General features: G+C 70.3%; 24 protein-coding genes. 15 read left to right on the top strand and 9 right to left on the bottom strand.

The features are described from left to right. Nucleotides 1–89 precede the first annotated feature (89 nt). Nucleotides 90–1,583, top strand: coding sequence for an alpha/beta fold hydrolase (locus tag VA596_RS22440; RefSeq protein WP_323329797.1), 1,494 nt, complete (start codon nucleotides 90–92; stop codon nucleotides 1,581–1,583). Nucleotides 1,584–1,593: 10 nt separating this feature from the next. Here the strand turns inward: VA596_RS22440 and VA596_RS22435 are convergent, their stop codons facing one another. Further along, nucleotides 1,594–2,211 (bottom strand): TetR family transcriptional regulator, encoded by a 618-nt coding sequence (locus tag VA596_RS22435; RefSeq protein ID WP_323329796.1) that lies wholly within the window; start codon nucleotides 2,209–2,211, stop codon nucleotides 1,594–1,596. A gap of 95 nt (nucleotides 2,212–2,306) precedes the next feature. Here VA596_RS22435 and VA596_RS22430 point away from each other — a divergent pair, with 95 nt between their 5' ends. The 10 genes from VA596_RS22430 (at nucleotide 2,307) to VA596_RS22385 (ending at nucleotide 11,304) form a co-directional block, all read left to right on the top strand. Beyond that, the gene (locus tag VA596_RS22430; protein ID WP_323329795.1) at nucleotides 2,307–2,756 is read left to right on the top strand and encodes a nitroreductase/quinone reductase family protein; all 450 of its coding nucleotides are present in this window, start codon (nucleotides 2,307–2,309) and stop codon (nucleotides 2,754–2,756) included. Nucleotides 2,757–3,049: 293 nt separating this feature from the next. After that, the gene (locus VA596_RS22425) at nucleotides 3,050–4,414 is read left to right on the top strand and encodes an ester cyclase (RefSeq protein ID WP_323329794.1); all 1,365 of its coding nucleotides are present in this window, start codon (nucleotides 3,050–3,052) and stop codon (nucleotides 4,412–4,414) included. Between the two features lie 32 nt (nucleotides 4,415–4,446). Then, entirely contained in the window at nucleotides 4,447–5,232 is a 786-nt protein-coding gene (locus tag VA596_RS22420; RefSeq protein WP_323329793.1) for an SGNH/GDSL hydrolase family protein, read from the top strand. Between the two features lie 7 nt (nucleotides 5,233–5,239). Further along, entirely contained in the window at nucleotides 5,240–6,361 is a 1,122-nt protein-coding gene (locus tag VA596_RS22415) for an alpha/beta hydrolase (protein ID WP_323329792.1), read from the top strand. A 160-nt stretch (nucleotides 6,362–6,521) separates the two neighbouring features. Then, the gene (locus VA596_RS22410; RefSeq protein WP_323329791.1) at nucleotides 6,522–7,472 is read left to right on the top strand and encodes a GlxA family transcriptional regulator; all 951 of its coding nucleotides are present in this window, start codon (nucleotides 6,522–6,524) and stop codon (nucleotides 7,470–7,472) included. 114 nt (nucleotides 7,473–7,586) lie between these two features. After that, the gene (locus VA596_RS22405) at nucleotides 7,587–8,282 is read left to right on the top strand and encodes an alpha/beta fold hydrolase (RefSeq protein WP_323329790.1); all 696 of its coding nucleotides are present in this window, start codon (nucleotides 7,587–7,589) and stop codon (nucleotides 8,280–8,282) included. A 93-nt stretch (nucleotides 8,283–8,375) separates the two neighbouring features. Then, a complete protein-coding gene (locus VA596_RS22400; protein WP_323329789.1) occupies nucleotides 8,376–9,482 on the top strand; it encodes an epoxide hydrolase family protein in 1,107 nt (368 codons plus the stop codon). Between the two features lie 48 nt (nucleotides 9,483–9,530). Further along, complete coding sequence (locus tag VA596_RS22395; protein ID WP_323329788.1) at nucleotides 9,531–9,890, top strand: putative quinol monooxygenase; 360 nt, start codon at nucleotides 9,531–9,533, stop codon at nucleotides 9,888–9,890. A gap of 193 nt (nucleotides 9,891–10,083) precedes the next feature. Next, on the top strand, nucleotides 10,084–10,659 hold the full coding sequence (locus VA596_RS22390) for a helix-turn-helix transcriptional regulator (RefSeq protein WP_323329787.1): 576 nt from the start codon (nucleotides 10,084–10,086) through the stop codon (nucleotides 10,657–10,659). 75 nt (nucleotides 10,660–10,734) lie between these two features. Further along, on the top strand, nucleotides 10,735–11,304 hold the full coding sequence (locus tag VA596_RS22385; RefSeq protein ID WP_323329786.1) for a carboxymuconolactone decarboxylase family protein: 570 nt from the start codon (nucleotides 10,735–10,737) through the stop codon (nucleotides 11,302–11,304). A gap of 173 nt (nucleotides 11,305–11,477) precedes the next feature. On the opposite strand, the gene VA596_RS22380 is transcribed toward VA596_RS22385, so the two are convergent. The 5 genes from VA596_RS22380 to VA596_RS22360 are packed head-to-tail and all read right to left on the bottom strand — an operon-like array spanning nucleotide 11,478 to nucleotide 14,656. Beyond that, on the bottom strand, nucleotides 11,478–11,891 hold the full coding sequence (locus VA596_RS22380; RefSeq protein WP_323329785.1) for a YciI family protein: 414 nt from the start codon (nucleotides 11,889–11,891) through the stop codon (nucleotides 11,478–11,480). Nucleotides 11,892–11,939: 48 nt separating this feature from the next. Then, the gene (locus VA596_RS22375) at nucleotides 11,940–12,542 is read right to left on the bottom strand and encodes a malonic semialdehyde reductase (RefSeq protein ID WP_323329784.1); all 603 of its coding nucleotides are present in this window, start codon (nucleotides 12,540–12,542) and stop codon (nucleotides 11,940–11,942) included. A gap of 26 nt (nucleotides 12,543–12,568) precedes the next feature. After that, nucleotides 12,569–13,189, bottom strand: a complete 621-nt coding sequence (locus VA596_RS22370) for an NADPH-dependent F420 reductase (RefSeq protein WP_323329783.1) — start codon at nucleotides 13,187–13,189, stop codon at nucleotides 12,569–12,571. A 1-nt stretch (nucleotide 13,190) separates the two neighbouring features. Further along, nucleotides 13,191–13,799: a VOC family protein gene (locus VA596_RS22365; protein ID WP_323329782.1), complete on the bottom strand. Its 609-nt coding sequence runs from the start codon at nucleotides 13,797–13,799 to the stop codon at nucleotides 13,191–13,193. Continuing rightward, nucleotides 13,799–14,656 carry a fumarylacetoacetate hydrolase family protein gene (locus VA596_RS22360; protein ID WP_323329781.1) on the bottom strand — a complete coding sequence of 286 codons (858 nt, stop codon included), beginning with the start codon at nucleotides 14,654–14,656 and terminating at the stop codon, nucleotides 13,799–13,801. The genes VA596_RS22365 and VA596_RS22360 overlap by 1 nt, the downstream gene beginning before the upstream one ends. A gap of 89 nt (nucleotides 14,657–14,745) precedes the next feature. On the opposite strand from VA596_RS22360, the gene VA596_RS22355 reads away from it, so the two are divergent. Then, nucleotides 14,746–15,213 (top strand): MarR family winged helix-turn-helix transcriptional regulator, encoded by a 468-nt coding sequence (locus VA596_RS22355; RefSeq protein WP_323329780.1) that lies wholly within the window; start codon nucleotides 14,746–14,748, stop codon nucleotides 15,211–15,213. A gap of 62 nt (nucleotides 15,214–15,275) precedes the next feature. On the opposite strand, the gene VA596_RS22350 is transcribed toward VA596_RS22355, so the two are convergent. Both VA596_RS22350 and VA596_RS22345 read right to left on the bottom strand, forming a co-directional pair. Next, a complete protein-coding gene (locus VA596_RS22350) occupies nucleotides 15,276–15,944 on the bottom strand; it encodes a response regulator transcription factor (RefSeq protein ID WP_323329779.1) in 669 nt (222 codons plus the stop codon). Then, entirely contained in the window at nucleotides 15,941–17,047 is a 1,107-nt protein-coding gene (locus VA596_RS22345) for a sensor histidine kinase (RefSeq protein ID WP_323329778.1), read from the bottom strand. Before VA596_RS22345 ends, VA596_RS22350 begins: the two co-directional genes overlap by 4 nt. A gap of 138 nt (nucleotides 17,048–17,185) precedes the next feature. On the opposite strand from VA596_RS22345, the gene VA596_RS22340 reads away from it, so the two are divergent. Further along, complete coding sequence (locus VA596_RS22340) at nucleotides 17,186–17,545, top strand: winged helix-turn-helix transcriptional regulator (RefSeq protein ID WP_323329777.1); 360 nt, start codon at nucleotides 17,186–17,188, stop codon at nucleotides 17,543–17,545. Between the two features lie 18 nt (nucleotides 17,546–17,563). Here VA596_RS22340 and VA596_RS22335 read toward each other — a convergent pair whose 3' ends face one another. After that, nucleotides 17,564–17,935, bottom strand: a complete 372-nt coding sequence (locus VA596_RS22335; protein ID WP_323329776.1) for a winged helix-turn-helix transcriptional regulator — start codon at nucleotides 17,933–17,935, stop codon at nucleotides 17,564–17,566. A gap of 203 nt (nucleotides 17,936–18,138) precedes the next feature. Between VA596_RS22335 and VA596_RS22330 the strand changes: the two genes are divergently transcribed. Both VA596_RS22330 and VA596_RS22325 read left to right on the top strand, forming a co-directional pair. Next, the gene (locus VA596_RS22330) at nucleotides 18,139–19,338 is read left to right on the top strand and encodes an NAD(P)/FAD-dependent oxidoreductase (protein ID WP_323329775.1); all 1,200 of its coding nucleotides are present in this window, start codon (nucleotides 18,139–18,141) and stop codon (nucleotides 19,336–19,338) included. Nucleotides 19,339–19,354: 16 nt separating this feature from the next. Then, nucleotides 19,355–20,386: a dipeptidase gene (locus VA596_RS22325; protein WP_323329774.1), complete on the top strand. Its 1,032-nt coding sequence runs from the start codon at nucleotides 19,355–19,357 to the stop codon at nucleotides 20,384–20,386.

Below are 20,386 nucleotides of genomic sequence, written 5' to 3'. Positions count from 1 at the left end.
AAAGAGCGTCGCACCGCCGGGTGACTGCCGCGCTTCGCCGAATTCCTAGCTTGGTCACAGCAAAGCCCGACCAGCCCGAGGAGAGAATCGTGAAGAACCGTGTTGTGGCCGTGACTTCGGCCGCGCTGCTGTCCCTGACCGCACTGACCGCGTGCGGCGAGGTTGCGGTCTCGTCGAAGACGCAGCCTTCGGTCGTCAAGACCGCCGACCTGAGCCCGTGCCACGTCCCGGAAATGCCGACGGCGCGCTGCGGCACGATAGAGGTCCCCCTCGACCGCGCGCACCCCGACGCCGGCACGACGCCGATCGGCTTCGCTCTCGTGCCGCACACGGACCAGTCGGGCCCGGCCGTGGGCACGGTCGTCACCAATCCCGGTGGCCCGGGTACCGGCGCCATCGACCTGACCGGCCACTACTACGCCGACGGGCTGAAGCCGATCCTGGCGAAGCGGGATCTCCTGCTCGTCGACCCGCGGGGTGTCGGCCGGTCCGGGGCCATCCGGTGCCCGGCGCTCGAGGACCTCACCCGGATCTTCCAGGACGTCGACCACCAGCGCGCGGCCATCGGCGAATGTGGCCGGCAGCTCGGCGCGAAGGCCGCCTACTACGGCACGGCCGCCGCGGCCGACGACTTCGAGGACGTCCGCGCCGCGCTCGGGATCGATCGCCTCGACCTGCTGGGCGACTCGTACGGCACGTACCTGATGACGACGTTCGTCGCCCGCCACCCGGAGCACGTCGACTCCGTAGTGCTGTCCGGCGCGTTCCCGGTCAACACCTCCAACGACCCGTCCGGCGCGGTCGCGATCGACGCGGTGCGGCGCGGGGTGGGACTCGTGTGCGAGCGCACGGGCTCGTGCTCGGGTGACGTCGTGCTGCGCGACCTGGGTGAGCTGGCGACCCAACTCCGTAAGAAGGCCGTCAGCATGGACGTCGACTACCAGGGCAAGACCCACGACGTCGTCCTCGACGAATGGCAGCTCGCCGGCACGGTGGGCAAGATCTACTCCGGCGCCGCCGACGTCGAAACCAAGGTGGCCCTGGCGAAAGCCGTCGCCGCCGCGCACGCCGGCGACCTCAACCCGGTGCAGGACCTGGTGCGCGCGCACCTGGTCTCGAAGGCCGACACGTACGCCCTCGGCGAGAGCATGGTCTCCGAAGCCATGAGCTGGGCCACCACCTGCCACGACTACCAGCACGACTTCAAGCTCACGGACGACGTCGCGATCAGGAAGGCCGACTTCGGCAAGGCGGTGGCGGGCGCCGACAAGGCCGCGTTCGCGCCCTTCTCGCCGCAGGCCTGGCTGACCCGGGACGACTACGACGCCGGCCTGTGCCTCGACTGGCCCGCCGACCCGACGGCGGGCGCCCCCGTCGCCCCGGGCACGCGGCTCGCCGACGTGCCGGTCCTGGTGCTCGCGGGTGACCTCGACGCCAACACCAGCAGCGTGTCCGGCCGCGAGACGGCCGCCCAGTTCCCCCGGGCGAAGTTCGTCGAGGTGAAGGACGCCGGCCACACCGCCACCCTCGCCCCGGAAGGCGCGAAGCTCGAAATGGACTTCATCACGCAGAACGACCTGTGAGACCGCAAGGCTAGTTGGCCGGGTGGTTCAGGCCCGTGGCGAGCAGGTCGAACGCCTGGCGGACGAGGTCCGACGCCGGTGTTTCCGGATGGATCTCCCGCCAGGCGCCGACGGTGGTCCGGACCGCGCACAGCGAGATCGACGCGACGAGGTGGGGACGCGGGTCGAGGCGGGGATCCACCCCCAGCCGCCGCGCGAGGAGCCCGGCCAGTTCGTCCAGGCGGCTGGTGCTGCGTCCGAGGCAAGCGGCCATGAGCGCGGGGGTGGCGGCGAGCAGGTCCTCCATGCTCCGGTGCCGGTTCCTCTTGCTCGGTTCTTCGCCGGTTTCGTAGGCCCGCAGGACTTCGGCCGAGGCGTTCCGGATGGCCGTGACGAGGGGTTCCGCGGCCGGGCGCGCGGCCAGGGCCGTCATGACCTCCGTGAGCTGCTGGTCGAGCGGCGCGAGGGCGACGTCCTCCTTGGACGTGAAGTACCGGAAGAACGTCCTGGGCGAGATGTTCACGGCGGCCGCGATCTCGTCGACGGTCGTCGAGTCGTAGCCCCGCTCGCGGAACAGCTCGTACGCCGTGTCGACCAGAGCGTCCCTGGTCTGCTGCTTCTTCCGCTCACGCAGGCCCGGACCGGTCATCCGGCCAGCATACGGGCCGCGTCGGCCACTGCCACTAGGCAGATGGTGCCAAATGGCAGCTTGTGACAAATGTCGTGCCATGCCACCATGGGGACATGGTCAAAGCCCCTTCGTCGTCATCGCCGTGGTGGACGATCCACCGCCAGTGGGTCCGCCTGGACAAGGCCCTGTTCTCGGCCACCCGCGGCCGGGTCGGCGCCACGTACTTCGGCGCCCCGGTCCTGCTGCTGGACCACGTCGGCCGGAGAACGGGACAGGCGCGGACCAACCCGCTGATCTACCTCGACGACGCGCCGAACCTCGTCGTCGTCGCGTCCAAGGGCGGCACCGACGCGCACCCGCACTGGTTCCACAACCTCATGGCGATGGACAGCACCGAGGTCGAACTGCCGGGCGGCGTGCGCCGCCGGGTCCGCCCGCGGGTCGCGGACGGGACGGAACGAGAGGCGCTGTGGTCGCGTCTGGTCCGGGTGTACCGGCCGTACGCGACCTACGCGGAACGCACCGCACGGCGGATTCCGGTGGTCGTGCTCGAACCCGCGTAAGGCGCTTGCCTTTAGCGCACCGGACTTGCCCTAAGGGGCCGGATCGAGCCGAGACGCGGGCGTCGCCCGCCCGCCGGACCGCACAATGCGCTCGTGGACGTGCTTCGCCGGCCTCTTCGGGAGATCGGGTCGCCGCGCCGGTAGCCGAATTCCCGCTTTATTCTTTGCCGACGACGAATCTCGGTTACCCGGAGGTCAGTAGTCCGCCTTGACAGTAACCATCGGGTCGCATTTAGCGTGAATTCGTGAAGAAGACCATGACAAGAATTCCCTCGCGTCTCTTTCTGGTACCAGTGCTTGCCCTGGTCGCGACGGCCGTGCTTTCGGCCGGTTCCGCGGCGTCGGGCGGTTCCCTGACCCAGGGGAACTACCGCGTCGCCGACACGCGGATCCAGGCCCGGCTGGACCTGAACGCGGGGCAGACACCGGAAAACCTCGTGGTGGAACCGGACGGCGGCACCGACGTCAGTTTCGCCAAGAGCCGCCAGGTCGCGCACGTCGCGAAGGACGGTTCGGTGCGGGTGCTGGCCACCCTGCCCCGGCCCGCCGGCGGTGACCACGCCCCGGGCACGGGGTTCCCGGCCACCACCGGCATCGCGCGGACCGCGGACGGCACGCTGTACGTCGCCTACAACGCCGGTGACGCGGGGCTCACCGGACTGTGGCGGCTGCGTCCGGGCCGCCCGGCGGAACGCATCGTCGCGCTGGCGGCCGACAGCCTGCCCAACGGACTCGTCGTCGATGACCGAAGTGGACAGGTCTACATCAGCGACTCGAAGCTCGAAACCGTGTGGCGCGCGCCGCTGGCGGGCGGGACGGCACAGAAGTGGGTGACGGACCCGCTCCTCGCGCCGGTGTCGACCTTCGGGGCCAACGGCCTGAAGCTCCACAATGGAGCGCTGTGGGTGTCGAACTTCGACCAGGGCCTGATCCTGCGCGTCCCGGTCACCTCGCGCGGTACCGCGGGTGCTCCGGCGGTCCGGGCGCGCGACCTGCCCGGTGTCGACGACTTCGCGTTCACCGGCGTCGGCGACGAGCTGCTGGCCACGCTCAACCCGGCCAACCAGGTGGACCTGGTCCGCGAGGACGGGTTCCACACGGCGGTGCTCACGTCCGTCGACGGGCTGCAGAACCCCACGGCCATCGCGTTGCAGGGCAAGAACGTCCACGTGACCAGCGCCGCGTTCTTCACCAGCAAGGGCCCGAACATCCTGCTCGGCCGGCTCGTCCCCGGTACCGGAGGCACCTATGCGATCGGCACGGGTCTTTCGTCCCGGGAACGGGCCAACGCCGACGCGGCGATCGCCGTGTTCGACGGCCTGCTCAACCAGCACACGGTCCGCGCGACCGTCGAGCGCTACCTCGACGCGCGGTCGTTCGTCCAGCACAACCCGGACGGTCCCGACGGCCGTGACGCCGTCGTCACCACGCTCGAGCCGGTGGTGCGGCAGTTCCCGGACGCCTCGCTCGACATCACCAGGATCGTCGCGCAAGGCGACCTCGTGGTCACCCAGGGACTCTTCAAGCTGAGCCCCGGCGACCGCGGGACCGTCGAAGAAGACACCCTCCGCTTCGACGACGCCGGCCAGGTCGTCGAGCACTGGGACGTCAAGCAGGCGGTGGCCGAAACCAGCGCCAACGGACATCCCCAGGTGTAGCCGGAACCAGGAAATCCGACAGAAAGAAGACCATGAGACCGAAGTTGCTTGCCGCAGCCGTGGCGATCGCCGCGGTGACCGGGATGGCGTGCGCCAGCCCGCCGGATCCCGGTGTCTACGTCGCGCTGGGCGATTCGTACGCGGCGGGGGTCGGGACCCAAGCGGACAATGGCGACGCTTGTCAGCGAAGCCCGGAGTCGTACCCGGCTTTGTGGGAGCTGGCGCATTCCGCGACGGGATTCACCTCGGTCGCGTGCACCGGGGCCACGACCGCCGACGTGCTCGACAACCAGATCGGCGCGGTGACGTCCGCGACCACCCTGGTCACCGTGACCGTGGGAGGTGACGACGCGGGCTTCACCACCGTCATGACGGTCTGCGTGCTGCAGGGAACGGCGGCCTGCCAGGCGGCCGTCGACCAGGCGGTGACCTTCATCTCCGAGAGCCTGCCGTCACGGCTGGCCGACCTCTACGCCGCGATCCGGGCGGCGGCCCCGGCGGCGAAGGTCGTGGTGCTGGGATACCCCCGGTTGTTCGAGACGGCCGATCCGTGCGCCGGTGCACCGGATCGTGATTCGCGGGTGGCGTTGAACCGCGGAGCCGACGCGCTCGACGCAGTGACGGCCGAAGCGGCGAGCCGCGCCGGCTTCACCTTCGCCGACGTGCGGGACGAGTTCGCCGGGCACGGGATCTGCACGACCGGCACGCCGTGGATTCAGGGCGTCGTGAACCCCCTGTCGAACTCGTTCCACCCGCTGGCGGACGGATACTCGCAGGGGTACCTGCCGGTGCTGAACGCCGTCGCGGAGGAAGCGTGATGACCAGGTGAAGCGAGAGTCTGCGTCCGTCTGGGCGGTCATGACCGGCGTGCGGCTGCTGCTCGGGTTGCCGCGGCCGGTGCAGCGGGCGATCGCCGGCCGGCCGGTCGAAGTCGACGGGCGCAGGCTCGCGCTCTCCGCGCAGGTGCTCACGCGGGTGGCGAGGTGGGCCCCGTTCGACGAACCCCATCGCGGCGGCAGCATCGGCAAGGTGCGCCGGGAGCTGGACCGAGCGGGGGTGCTCGCCGGGGCGACGGCCGGAGCGGACGTCGCAACCCGTGACGTGGTCGTTCCCGGGCCCGGCGGTCCGCTCCGGGCCAGGATCTACGAGCCCGGTGGGTGCACGGCCCCGGCGCCGTCGCTGGTGTACTTCCACGGCGGGGGTTTCGTGCTCGGGAGCGTCGACACCCACGACGGAGCCTGCCGCGTCCTGGCCAAGGAGTCCGGGGTTCAGGTCATCTCCGTGAACTACCGGCTGGCTCCCGAGCACCCGTTCCCCGCCGCGCCGCAGGATGCCGTCGCGGCCTTCCGGCACATCGCCGAGCACGCCGACGAGTTCGGCGTGGACCGGGCCCGGCTCGCGGTCGGAGGTGACAGCAGCGGTGCCAACCTCGCGGCCGTGGTCAGCCACGCCGCGACCCGGGGTGAAGGTCCGCTCCCCGCCTTCACACTGCTGATCGCGCCGGCCACCGACGCGCTCGGCGGGTCGGCGTCGCACCGGAAGTTCGCCTCGGGCTTCCGGCTCGACCGGGACGAGTGGCAGTGGTACCGCACCAGGTACCTCACCGACCCCGCGGACTACACCGATCCCCGGGCGTCGGTGCTCCACGACGACAGCGTGGGCGGCCTGCCGCCGACGTACATCGCGACCTGCGGGTTCGACCTCCTCCGTGACGAAGGCGAGGCCTACGCGCAGAAACTCGAGGACGCCGGGGTGGCGGTGGTCTTCCGGTGCCACGGCGGGCAGCTGCACGGCTACGTCAACCGCGCGGGCTTCGATCCCGACGCCCTGTCGGCGCTGGTCCACGACGCCGGAGTGCTTCGCGCCGGCCTGCGCCTGTCGCCGCCGGTCACGACCGAAACGGCGCGGCCTCGGCTTGCCGCGGACACGGGCCGCGGTAGTTTGTGACCTGTTTGGCGGCTTATCAGGCGTGACGCTCGTCGACGTGACGACCGGGCGGTACGTCGTCCCGGGACTCGTCGATGCTCACCAGACCTCGCGACGCCCCCGGGCCGCGCCACCGCCAACTGGTCCTGGCAGTAGTGCCGCACACCGGTAGGATGCTGCCATGACTCGACACCGGATGGTGGTCGTCCTGCTCGAGGACGTTCTGCCGCTCGATTACGCGATCCCGGTCCACGTCTTCGGCCGGGAGGCGTCGGAGGCCTACAACCTGGTGACCGTGACGGTCGGCGGGGGTGCGGTGCCGGTGGCCGGCGGGACCCAGGTGGTTCCGGACGGCGGGCTGGAGCTGCTGCGCCGGGCGGACACGATCGTCGTGCCGGGTTACGCCGACGCGGTGGATCGGGAGCTGCCCGGTTCGCTCGTGCGGGCGCTGGCGAGCGCGCACCGGCGGGGTGTCCGGATGGTGTCCATCTGCTCCGGCGCGTTCGCACTGGCGCGCGCCGGGGTGCTCGACGGGCTGACCGTGACGACCCACTGGTCGTTGTGCGCGGAGCTCGCCGAGCGGTTTCCCGCGGTCACGGTCGACCAGTCGGTGCTCGTGGCCGGCACCGGGTCGGTCCTCACCTCGGGTGGGGTCACCGCCGGGGTGGATCTGTGCCTGCACCTGCTGAACCTCGACCTGGGGGCGGCGGCCGCGCGGCACGTCGCGCGGCGGATTGTGATGGCACCGCGCCCGGCGGACGGGCAGCAGCAGTTCGTGGAGAAGACGGTCGTCCCGCCGGGTGACGACGTGATCGCCCGTGCTCAGCAGTGGATGCTCGTGTCGCTGGAGCAGAACCTGACGGTGAAGGACGTCGCCGGCCGGTTCGCCATGTCGGAACGGACGTTCCACCGGCGGTTCCGGGAGAAGATCGGCCTTCCGCCGTTGACCTGGCTGCGCGACCAGCGCATCGCCCGGGCCAAGGAGCTCCTGGAGAGCTCGGAGTTCTCCGTCGAGGACATCGCGCGCCGGGTCGGCTTCGGCACGGCGACCAACCTGAGGGTGCAGTTCCGGCGCGCGACGAACGTCTCGCCCCGCGAGCACCGGAAGTCGTTCACCTTCGACCGCGTCTGACGGACGCCGGGTTGGCGGGAACGTTGCGATAGTCGGCAGGACTGCCACTGTCTGCGGAGGCCCCCGGAGGCGAGACTCGGTGCGGTACCGATCCGACTTCAGGAGAGCGAACCCATGAACCAGCCGACCGTCGTCCTCGTCCACGGCGCCCTGACCGATGCCTCCGTGTGGCGCCGGGTTTCCGTGCGCCTGCAGGACGCGGGTCATCCCGTCATCGCGCCGTCCCTGCCCATGCGTGACTTCGACGGGGACGTCGCCTACCTCAAGCAGTTCCTGAGCACCCTCGACGGCCCGCTCGTGGTTGCCGCGCACTCCTACGCCGGGTCGGTGATCTCGGCTCCGGACGCGCTGACCGCCGACGTCCGGTCGCTGGTGTTCGTCACCGCGTTCCAGCAGGACGCGGGGGAGACGGCGGGCGCGCTGAACGGGAAGTTCCCGGGCAGCCTGCTCATCCCGGACAACCTGGTCGTGCGGGAGTACCCCGGCGGCGCGGAGATCTACCTCCGCCCGGACAAGTTCGGCGAGGTCTACGCCGGTGACGCCGGTGAGCGTGACCAGAAGATCCTCGCCGCCGCGCAGAAGCCGTTCAACCCGGTCACCCTGGAAGGCAGCTTCGCGAAGGCCGCCAGCTGGCACACGCTGCCCTCGTGGGCGGTGGTGTCCACTCAGGACAGTTCCATCCCCACCGAGGCCCAGCGGTGGATGGCCGAGCGGGCCGGGTCCACGGTCGTGGAGGTCGACTCCACCCACGCCGTCCCGCTGGTGCACCCCGGTGTGGTGGCCGACGCCATCCTCAGCGCCACGAACTGACAGCCGCTGATCGGCTCTTGCTTCCCGTCGGGAACCAAGAGCCGATCTCGCTCACGTTTGCGGAGGCCGGGATGCCGATCTACCGTCGGTTCGGTGAACCCAGTGCGTGAAGAGTCGTTCCGCATCGCGATCCCCGACGAGGAGCTGGCGGATCTGCGCCACCGGTTGCGCCGCACCCGCTGGCCCGATCCGATCGAGGGGGCCGGGTGGCGGTACGGCACCGATCCCGCGTACCTGCGCGAGCTCGTCGAGTACTGGGCCGAGGAGTTCGACTGGCGGCGGGAAGAGCGGTGGCTGAACGCGTACCCGCAGTTCCGGAGCGTGGCCGACGGGCTGCGTGTCCACTATGTACACCAGCGGGCTGCCGCCGACGGCGCCTTGCCGGTGCTGGTCCTGCACGGGTGGCCCGGCTCGTTCGTGCAGATGCTCGATCTGCTGCCGCTGCTCACCGACGCTTTCGACGTTGTTGTCGGATCACTGCCCGGCTTTGCGTTCTCGGAGGCGTCCGCGCAACCCGGGATGACCGAAACGCGCATGGCGCAGGTCTTCCACGACCTGATGACCCGGGTGCTCGGCTACGAGCGGTACGCGGTCCGGGGCAGTGACTTCGGCGCGAGCGTCGCGGAAGCGCTGGCGATCCGGTACCCGCGGGCCGTCGCCGGCATCCACCTCAGCGGGACGACGCCCCGTGCCGACAACCCGCCGGCCGACCCCGGTCCCGCGATCAGCCGGTACATCGACGACGTCGAGCGGTGGCGGGCCGCCGAGGTGGGCTACGGCGCGATCCAGGCCACGAAGCCGCAGACGCTGGCCGCGTCGCTCAACGACTCTCCCGCGGGGCTCGCGGCCTGGATCGTGGAGAAGTTCCGCCGGTGGAGCGACTGCGACGGTGACGTCGAACGCCGGTTCACCAAGGACCAGCTGCTGACGAACATCAGTGTCTACTGGTTCACGCAGACGATTGGTTCGTCGGTGCGGCTCTACGGCGAGTCCGACTACCGGCAGGACGCCGGGTGGAGCGTGCCCACCGCCCACCTCATGTCCTCGAAGGACATGTTCCCGACGCCGCGCGAGTGGGTCGAACGGTTCTCACGGGTCGATCGCTGGACCGCGGTCGAGCGGGGCGGGCACTTCTTGGAATGGGAAGAGCCCCGCCTGGTGGCGGAAGACATGCGGGCCTTCTTCCGGGACTTACGCTGAGCGCGGGTTGAGGAAGTATCGTTGACCCGGAGGGAAAGGAGATTTCCTGTGACGCAGCACAAGGGTGTCGTGATGACCGGCGAAGACGGGCCGGACGGCGTGAAGGCGTTCTACATCCTGATCGAGGCCAAGCCGGACAAGGTCGCCGAAGTGCGGCAGATGCTCGCCGACATCCTCGGGCACGTCGAGGGTGAGCCGGCGACCGGCCCCTGGTACGGGGTGCAGCACTCGCCGACCACCTTCGCGATCTTCGAGGTGTTCCCGGACATCGCCGGCCGGCAGGCGCACGTCGACGGCGGCGGGGGCGACATCTTCCGCGACCTCGAGCGGATGAACGACATCCTCGCGGCGCCGGCGCACGTCCAGAAGGTCGACGTCCTGCTGAGCAAGCAGGTCTTCACCGCCTAGGGGGCGGGTCTGGCCTCGATGCTTCCTTTCGGGAACCACCGGTCCTTGCGGGTAACCACCTCCTTGCCGCTACCTTGCCCCTCGATGGCGCCCGGGATCGAACGGGCAGCAATGACGAGGGGTGACGGACAATGGCTACTCGGGTGTCCACAGCCTCGACGCGACGCCGGCCGAGCGGACCAGGTGACCGGCGATGATCCCTGCCCGCGTCGCGCCCCTGGCGTCCGATCCGATCCGGCTCGCCGGACTGTCCGTTCTCCTGGCGGCGGAGCCGAAAGTGGCCGTCCTGCCGGCGGAACGCCACGACCACGCCGAGGTATTCGTCTACGCCACCGGGCGGGCGGACCACCGGACGCTCGATTCGTTGCGCGCTCGCCCGGATCGGCTGAGCGCGCCGGTGGTGCTGGTCGCCGGGACGTACTTCGGCAAGAACCTCAAGGACCTCACCGCGTGTGGTGTGGTCACCGTCCTGCCGCACGAGGCCGTCGGCTCGCTCGGCGACGTGGTTCTGGCGGCCCGGACCGGCCGTGCGGTTTCCCTGGACCCGTACGACGTACTCGCCGGGTCCAGCACCTCCCTGAGCTTCGATTCGCGGGAGATCGAGATCGCGCGGTTGCTCGCCGAGGGCAAGACCACCGGCTCGATCTCCGCCGAGCTGCGGTACTCGGAGCGCACGGTCAAGCACCAGATCCAGAACATGACGACCAGGCTGGGACTGCGCAACCGGTACCAGCTGGTGGCTTCCCTGGTGCGCTCGGGAGTCATCTGAACGGAGGCAAGGAAATCGGCGATGTTTACCTCCGGGGGAATTGGTTCGGCGCGGCGGCTGCCGCAGACTCGAAGCATGACCAGTTACCAGATCCACACCGCAGACACCGCCGCCGACGCCGCGAAGGAGCCGCTCGAGGTTCTCGAGGGCGCATTCGGGTTCGTGCCCGCCGGGGCCGGTCTCATGGCGAATTCACCCGCGCTGATCAACACCTTCTTCTCCGCCTTCGGCCACTTCCGGGGCGGCGGCACCTTCGGGCCGGACGAGCGCCAGGTCCTGCTGCTGTCCAACGCCGTCGCCAACCGCAGCGAGTGGGCCGTCGCGTTCCACACGCTCGAGTCCCTTCAGGACGGTGTCGAACCGGCCGTGGTGGAAGCGATCCGCCAGGGCAAGGTGCCGGAGAACCCGCGGATGGCGGCACTGTCCACGTTCACCCAGTCCCTGATCGAGAAGGGGGGCCACGTCGAAGACGCGGCGGTGATCGCGTTCAAGGCGGCGGGTTTCACCGAAGAGCAGGTGTTCGAGGTGATCACCGCGGTGGCGATCTCGGCGATGACGAACTACACGGCCAACCTCGCCTGGCCCCCGCTGGAGGACGCGGTGGCGCCGCACGCCTGGAAGGCGGGCTCCTTGGCGAGCGCCTGACGGGTTCCCTGGCTCGCACACCGGCGCGGTGCCCGGCGGCCAGAGCCAGCCGGCTCCGGCCGCCGTGTCGGTCCGCCACCTGAGTTTCGTCGAGATGGGACGGGCGAACTCCCCTGAATATCCGGAGTCCGCGGGTGTCACGTCGAACGCGGCGGGGGGCAAGCCCGACTGGATCAGCTGAGGTCGAACCGGTTGTCGAACAGGTTCACGCTCAGCCGCAGCGCCCCTTCGCTGAGCTGCCATCCGTGGACCGTGTTCACGCGCACGCCCTTGCGGTGGAACGGTTCGGTGGCGGCGATCTCGCGGGCGTGGTCCAGGGAGCCGGCGCGGATGATCGCCGTGCCGCTGCCGTCCCACTCCTCGTCGCACCGGTTGGGGCCGGACAGGAAGAGCGTGCCGGTCCGCTCCTGGTCCCGCAGCCACAGGGCGTGGTCCCGCAGGTGCGGCCGCAGGTGGTCGATCGGCGACGCGACCGGCTCGGGGAACGCCATCCGGATCAGGTACAGCTGGACGTGCCGCAGGTCCGGGAGCAGATCCTCGAGGGTCCGGCCGTCGCCGTCCGGATCGAACGTCAGGTCATCCGTCATCGTCGTTCCCTTCGCCGAGGTCGAGCAGGTAGTGTGCGGTCCGTCGTGTCAGACCCAGTGCAGCGCGTCGTCGTGGTGTAGCCGCGGCAGCCGGGCGAACCACGGGTTCTCGCCGGGGTGCCCGATGTTGACGACCAGGATCGAGCGGAACCGCCCGTCCGGGAAGAACTCGGCGTCCAGACCGGCCGCGTCGAACCCGGCCATCGGCCCGGCCGCGAGCCCGACCGCGCGGATCGCGAGGATGAAGTACCCGGCTTGCAGGATCGCGTTGAACGTCCCGGTCTCGTCGCGCTTGGTCTCGTCCGCCGCGAACACGTCCTTCAGCTCCGGCTTGTAGGGCAGCAGCGCCGGGATGTGCTCGTGGAACCGCGTGTCCATCGCGAGCACGGCCACCGCGGGCGCGGACTCGGTCTTCGCCCGGTTCCCGTCGTTCATGTGGTTGACGAGCCGGTCCCGGCCCTCACCGGGGCGGACGAACAGGACGCGCAGGGGCTGGGTGTTGGCGGACGTCGGGGCCCACTTGGCGAGTTCCCAGATCTCCGACAGCTCCGCGTCGCTCACGGGCGTGTCCGCGAAGGTGTTCGCGGTCCGGGCGCCGGTGAACAGCGCGTGCCGGCCTTCCGGGTCCAGCGGCTTGAGGGCGGCGTTCATCGTGGATTCCTTTCGTGCGAAGGGTTTCAGGACAGGCCGACCGGGTGCGGTACGTCCTCGCGGACCGCGTGCAGCCCGGTCAGCGGGCCGTCGACCTGCATGAGCCGGCCCATCCTCAGCGGGCCGAGGTCCACCGGCGCGAAGCCGAAGTCCTCGGCCACCGCGCGGAAAGCGGACTTCGCGTCCGCGTCGTCACCGGCGTGGAAGAGCACCCGGTGGCCCGCCGGAGTGACCGGGTCGGCCGCGATGACCGGGCCGAAGAGGTTGTTGAACGCCTTGATCACGCGGGTGTCCGGCACCAGGGACGCGACCAGTTCGCTGCCGCCGACGTCCAGGACGTCGGGGACGGCGGCGGGCGGCGGGGCCGCCCACTGGTTGGTCGCGTCGATCAGGATCCGGCCCGGCCGCGACGGCAGCAGGTCCAGCGCCTCGCGGACCCGGCTCCACGTCACGGCCAGGACGACGAAATCGGCTTCGCCCGCGTCGGCGATGGTGCCGGCCGAGGCGCCGCGGCCGAGCCGTTCGACCAGTTCGGCGAGAGTGTCTGGCCCCCGGCTGTTGCTGAAGATCACGTCGTGGCCGGCCTTGAGCGGGTGACTGGCGATGGCCTGGGACAGCGTCCCGGCTCCGATCATCCCGAACTTCACGTCAGTACACCTCCGGCAGGAGGATGTCGGCGGGCGGGTTCTCCGGGACGTACTTGCCCGCGCGGGCACCCGCGTGGATCTCGTCTTTCGCAACGCCTTGCTCACGCGCCTCGACCAGCTTGTCCGGGTCGAAGAAGATGCCCGTGTAGTTCTCGGCGAACTCGCGCGAGGCCCACATCCACTCCGTGGAGGCGTGCCAGTCGCCGAACACGTCGACCTGGATCTCCACGCCGTTGCCTTCGGGATCCGCGTAGTACATCGACATGGTCATGCCGTGGTCGAGGCCCATGAACGGGAGGACGCCCTCGTCCTTGAGGCGCACGTAGTTGTCGAGCCACTCGTCGAATCCGGCGTACTCGAACGCGGTGTGGTGCAGCCCGGCGCTGGTCGGTTTGCCGACCGGCTTCTTCGTCTTCGGGTGCGCGATCAGCGCGATCCGGTGGTTGGCCTCGTCGTTGGTCAGCCAGGCGGCGCCGTCGCTGTAGTGCACCGGGGTCAGGCCGCAGACCAGCTCGTACCAGGACACCATTTTGTCGAGCTTGAGGGTGAGGAAGGTGGCGTGGTGCAGCTTCGGCGCGATGATGGGGCGGCGCTTGCGGGGGTTCGGCATCAGGCACGCACCTCTCGCTCGACGAAGGTCGTCGTCAGCTCGCCGATCCGGTCTATCTCGCTGTGCACCACGTCGCCCGGGGCGAGGAACCGGGGCGGGCGGCGGGCGATCCCGACACCGGACGGGGTGCCGGTGAAGACGAGGTCGCCGGGCAGCAGCGTGACGACGTCGGAGAGGTAAGCGACCAGCTGCGGGATGGTGAAGACGAGGTCGTCGGTGCGGCCGTCCTGCACCAGTTCGCCGTTCACCCGGCACCGCAGGCCGAGATCGTGCGGATCGCCCACCTCGTCGAGGTCGGCGACGACCGGCCCGATGGGGGAGAAGCCCGGGAACGACTTGCCCAGCCCGAGCTGCGGGGTCGACTCCGGCCGCAGCTGGACGTCGCGGTCGGAGATGTCCTGTCCCACGGTGAAGCCGGCGATCGCCTGCCACGCGTCGGCTTCGGCGATCCGGTGGCCGCCGGTGCCGATCACCACGACCAGCTCCACCTCCCAGTCCACCCGGGGCCCGGTGATCCCGACCTGCGCGACAGGGCCGGTGACGGAGCTCGGGAACTTGGTGAACACCATGGGGGTCTCCGGGACGGGCCAGCCGACCTCCGCCGCGTGCGTGCGGTAGTTGGTGCCGAGCGCGAACACCTGCCGCGGCGCGGGGACGGGGGCGCCCAGGTCGGCGACGTCGAGCGCGTCGGTGAACGCGTCGTCCCGTTGTTCCGCGGCCCACGCGGTCAGCTCCGGCCACCGGGCGTAGGCCTCACCCGGCTCCGGTGAGAACCGGCCGTCGCTCGCCTTGCCGACGTCGAGCACCCGCCCGTCACGGACGAGATGGAGCCGTCCCGAGACGTTCGCGATGTTCATGCTGCCTCCCTGTCCATCTGGTTAACGTGTTAACCAGAACCTACGCCGCAAGTTGTTAACGTGTCAACCAGATGGGTAGAGTGGCGGTCATGACCGAGGTGCGGTGGCTGGACGACCGGGAAGAGCAGGCCTGGCGCAGCCTGATGGCGATGCAGGAGGGGCTGGCGGAGTTCATCGACCGGCAGCTCCGCCACCGGTGTGGTCTGTCCCATGCGGACTACCAGGTGCTGGCCCACCTGTCGGAGGCCGCGGAGCCGCTGCGGGCGTTCGAACTGGGCCGGCTGCTGCGCTGGGAGAAGAGCCGCCTGTCCCAGCACCTGACCCGGATGGAGAAACGCGGCCTGGTGCGCCGCGAACGGTGCGAAACGGACCAGCGCGGCTGGAGCATCGCCATCACCGCCGAAGGCACCGAGCTGATCGAGGCGGCGGCACCCCAGCACGTCACGGACATCCGTGAGGTGGTTGTCGACCACCTCACGAAGGCCGAACTCGAAGCGCTGACCGCCATCGGCGACAAGGTCCGCGCACGACTGGCGGCGCAGGACCCGGAACGCTGAGGCCGGACCCGGCCCTGGCGTTCAAGTGCACTGTGGACGGTCCGAGGGGCGGCCCATGCCCATCAGTCCGTCGAAGGCACGACCAGGCCGGACTCGTAAGCCGCCACCACGGCCTGGGCCCGGCTGCTCAGCTCCAGCTTTCCCATGATCCTCTTGACGTGTGTCTTCACCGTCTCCGCGCTGAGGGTGAGCCGTTCCGCGATTTCGGTGTTGCTGAGCCCGTGGCCCACGAGGTGCAGCACCTCCGTCTCCCGGCTCGTCAACGCGGCCAGGTGGTCGCCCCGGTACTTCGACGGCTGGTGGTGCCGGGCGAAGGTTTCGATCAGGCGGCGCGTGATCCGGGGCGAGAGCAGGACGTCGCCGGCCGCGACGGAGTAGACGGCGGCGATGATCCGGTCCGCGGGCGTGTCCTTGAGCAGGAAGCCGGCGGCTCCCTCGCGCAGCGACGTGTAGACGTACTCCGAGACGTCGAAGGTGGTGAGGATGATGATCCGCGGTGGCCGCTCGTCGTCCCGGCCCAGGATCTGCCGGGTCGCGGAGATCCCGTCCAGGCCGGGCATCCGGACGTCCATGAGGATGACGTCCGGCCGGCTGGTGGTGGTCAGGGACACCGCGTCGACGCCGTTCGCCGCGTCGGCCACGACGTCGATCCCCGGTGCGGCGTTGAGCAGCGAGATGAGTCCCGCCCGGACCAGCGGCTGGTCGTCGGCGACCAGGACCCGGATCGTCATGCCCTCTCCTCGATCGGCAAGCACGCCACGACAGCGAAGCCACCGCCGGGCAGTGGTCCCGCTTCGAACGTACCGCCGTAGAGGTCGGTGCGCTCGCGCATCCCGTGGATGCCGTACGACGACGGTCCACTTTCGACTCGGGAACCCGCGCCGTCGTCCGCGATCCTGACGTCGAGGAAGCGGCCGCGGTAGGCGATCTCCACGCGTGCCGACGCCCGGCCCGCGTGCTTGATGACGTTGGTCAGCGACTCCTGCACGATCCGGTAGGCGGAGATCGCGACTCCGGGAGGCACGGGTCTCGGCCGGCCGGTCACCACCAGGTCGACGGAAAGGCCCGCCGCCCGCACACGCTCGACGAGCCCCTGGACCTCCTCGAGGCCCGGTTGCGGTGAGAGGCCGACCTGGTCGTCTTCGTCGTCGAGCCGCAGGACGTCCAGCAGCCGCCGCATCTCCAGCAGCGCTTCCCGGCTGGTCTCCTCGACGGTGGTGACGGCCGCCCGGGCCGTCGGCCGGTCGCTGTCGAACACGTAGCTCGCCAGTCCGGCCTGCAGCGAGATCACCGACATGTGGTGCGCGACGACGTCGTGCAGCTCCCGCGCGATCCGGACGCGTTCGTCGGCCGCGGCGCGGCGCGCGTTTTCCGCCTCGTACTGAACTCGTCGCACCCAGCGCTTGGTGCTTTCCCCGAGCACCCAGGCGCCGAGCAGCACCACGGTGGTTTCGATCAGCTTGGCCAGCGTCAGGTCGCCGGACGGGATCAGGAACGAAGGGACGAAGCAGAAAGCGGACAGCAGCCACATCGCCCCGGCGAGCACTGTGGAGCGCATGGCGCCGACGGTGAACAGCGCGAGCAGCAGGCCGAGGCCCGCGTTGGGCAGCTCCGCGGATTCCAGGACGGAGTACGCGGTCACCGCGCCCGCGATCAGCACCATGACGACGACCGGGGCGACCTGACGCAGGACCAATGGGGCGACCGTCAGGATCCCGAGCGCGTAGACGACCCATCCCGCGCCCGGGCGGGCGGCGACGTTGGCGACGGTGAGGGCCACGAGGGCCACCGTCATCAGGCCGTCGAGCAGGGGAGCGGGAAGCTGGGCGCGCACCCTGTCACGGTAGCCGTCTTCCCCGCGGCGGCGGCCGACTACCACCAGGGGGGTAGGGCCGGATACCCACTTCGGAGGACGCCCGGCCGCGAGAAGTTTCTTATTGTCGCGGTTGTCCACGAAACCGGGGAGGATTTCATGAACAGCACCTGCGCGACGTCCGTCGGCACGGCGGAAGGGGAGGCGCGTCAGCGCACCCTGGTCAGCTTGTTCACGAACAAGTGGTCGGCGCTGGCGATCGGGGAGCTGGAGGACGGTCCTCTCCGGTTCGGCGCGCTGCAGCGTCGGCTGCGGGGCGTGAGCCCGAAAGTGCTCACCCACACCCTGCGCAGACTCGAGGAGTTCGGGCTCGTGAACCGGGTCGTCTACCCGGACATCCCCCTCCGGGTCGAATACTCGCTGACCGAGATCGGACGCGGTGCCTCGGGACTGTTGCGAGACCTGCGGAACTGGGTCGACGAGAACATGGACGAGATGCTGCGCGCCTCGGACCGATGACGGCGATGTCCTCGGTGATCACGGCTTCGGCGGGCCGGACGTCTTGTCGATGTTCTGCTCCACCCAGTCGCGAACCGCGGCGAGGGGAACGGCGGCGCTCATCCCCAGCTCGCTCAGCGAGTACTCGACGTGCAACGGGACGGCCGGATAGACCACGCGGTCCAGGATCCCGTGTTCTTCCAGCCGGCGCAGGGTTTGCGTGAGCACCTTGGGGCTCACGCCCTGCAGCCGCCGCCGCAGCTCACCGAAGCGCAGGGGCCCGTCTTCGAGCGCGCCGATGGCCAGCGCGGACCACTTGTTCGCCAGGAGGTCCAGCATGGCCCGGCACGGGCACTGGGCTTCGTAGACGTCGTGGGTCCGGTGCCGCCCCGTCTCGCAAACACTGGTCATCAGCTCTCCTCGGTGTCGCCCCAAGGTACGGCGAAGGGCGTAGTTACCCGCAAGGGTCACGACTCTCCAAGAGAGAGTGACCACTGTGGACTCAGCCGGCCGGGTCGGCGGTTCATCCGCTGTGAAACAGGTAGCAAGGGGTCTTGCGGGTAACCACTCCCTGGCGCTTACAGTCGCGGCGGGGAACGACCGGAGGGGGAGCCGTGGGTGCGACGCATGCGGAAGTGGCCGTCGTGGGCGGGGGAATCATCGGCAGCTGCATTGCCTTCTCCCTCGCGAAAAAGGGTGTGGACGTCGTCGTGCTCGACCCGGCTCCCGGGGCGGGTGCCTCCGCGGGCAACGCGGGAATGCTGGTGCCCAGCCAATCCGTGCCGTTCGCGAACCCGGACACGGTCGGTGCGTGGCTCGGTGCGCTGGCGCGGCGGGACGGCGCCGTCAGCCTCCGCCGGCCACTGCCGCTGGACCTGGTGCCGTGGTTCGCGCACCTGATGGCCGAGGCGCGTCCCGGGCGGACGTCGCGCACCACCCGGCTGCTGTACCTCCTGGCCGCGAAAAGCCTGCGCCTCTACCGCGAACTGGCCGAGACGGACGGGATCGAGCTGCACCTGCGGTCGGCCGGTTCGCTGCGCGTCTACCGCAGCACGTCCGCACTCCGGCGGCAGTACCGGGTGTTGCGCACCCTGCGCGACCTCGGTGCCGAGTACGAAGTGCTGGGACCGCGGGCCCTGCGCGACGCCGAACCCGGCCTGCACCAAGCCTTCGCGGGTGCAGTCGCCTTTCCGGACGACCGCAGCCTCGATCCCGCGCGGACGACGCTGGCCATCGCCGACGCGGCCCGCGCGCACGGCGCGAGGTTCCGGGCCGAGACCGTGGTCGGCGCCCGGCGGAGGAACGGCCGGGTCGACGCGGTGAGCACCGACCTCGGCACGGTCTCGGCACGCTGGTTCGTCGTCGCGGCCGGCGCCGCGAGTGCGCGGGTCGGACGGTGGTTCGGGGCCCGGCTCCCGGTGCGGCCCGGCTACGGGCTGAGCCTCACCTACCCCACCGAAGGCCCGCTGCTGCGGCATTCGGTGATGCTGGAGGAAGACCACGTCGTGATCGGCTCCCGGGAACACTCGGTGCGGCTGACCACCGGGATGGAGTTCGGCGGCACCGCGCACGACGAGCCGGCGGCCGACGCCGTCCGGCGGCTCGACGCGGCCGTCCGGTCCGCGGTGCCGGCGCTGCCGGCGCGCGACACCGCCGCGGCCCCGTGGCGGGGTGCCCGCCCGATGACGCCGTCGGGGATCCCGTGCGTCGGCCGGATCGGCGAGAACGTCGTCGCGGCCACCGGCCACGGCACCTTGGGCATGACGCTCGGCCCGGTGACCGGCCGGCTGGTGAGTTCCCTCGTCGCACCTTGAGGCTTGGAGGAATCCGGTGAACGAACTGCACGAGCAGCTGGTGGTGGGCGACGCGCACAACGACCTGCTGGCCCTGGTCGCCCTGCGTGTCCCGGACCGCTGGGCGGCCTACTTCCGAGAGCACTGGTACCCGCAGCTGGCCGCGGGCGGGGTGAACGTCCAGGTGCTGCCGATCATGATCGACCACGGCTTCCGGCCGGAAGGCGTGCTGCGGCGCACGCTCCGGATGATCGAGGCCGCGCACCGGATCGCCGAGGAGAACGCCGATGTCGTCGCGTTGTGCCGATCGGGCTCCGACATCGACGCGGCGCTCGCCGCCGGCCGCATCGCGCTCGTGCTCGCGCTGGAGGGCTGCGCGCAGATCGACGAGGACGTCGCCCTCCTGCGGACCATGAGCAGGCTCGGTGTGCAAATGGTGTCGCTGACCCACTTCGGCCGCACCGCGCTGGCGGACGGATCGTCCGAACAGGACACCGGCAGCAGGCTGACCCGGGCCGGGGTGGCCGCGATCGCGGTGCTCGACGAGCTCGGCGTGCTCGTCGATGTCTCCCACCTCAACCCCGCGGGCGTCGCGCACGTCCTGGAGCTCACGGACCGGCCGGTCATCGCGAGCCACTCGGCGGCGTTCGCGTTGCGCCCGCACCACCGCAACCTGACCGACGAGCAGCTCCAGGCGATCGCCGCCACCGGCGGGGTGATCTGCCTGAACCTCTACGCCGGCTACCTGGCCGAGGGTGACGCCACGGTCGACGACGTCGTCGACCATCTTGTCCACATTGCCCACGTCACGGGCGAAGACCACGTCGGCATCGGCTCGGACTTCGTCGCGGACCTGTTCGCGGAGACGATCCCGGCCTGGGAACGCCCGCTCGTGATCGAGGGCACCGACGGCGAACGGCTGGTGCCGGGCCTGGCCGGTCCCGCCGGCCTGCCGCTGATCACCGAGAAGATGCTCCACAGTGGACTCTCGCCGTCCTTCATCGGAAAAGTCATGGGCGGCAACCTTCTTCGCCTGCTCACGGGCGACGCCCCCACCGGAAAGGAATGA

The sequence above is a fragment of the Amycolatopsis heterodermiae genome, from assembly GCF_034929455.1.
GTDB lineage: Bacteria > Actinomycetota > Actinomycetes > Mycobacteriales > Pseudonocardiaceae > Amycolatopsis > Amycolatopsis heterodermiae.
The sequence above is the reverse complement of the archived record's forward strand: the minus strand, read 5'-3'. Positions and strand labels throughout refer to the sequence as shown.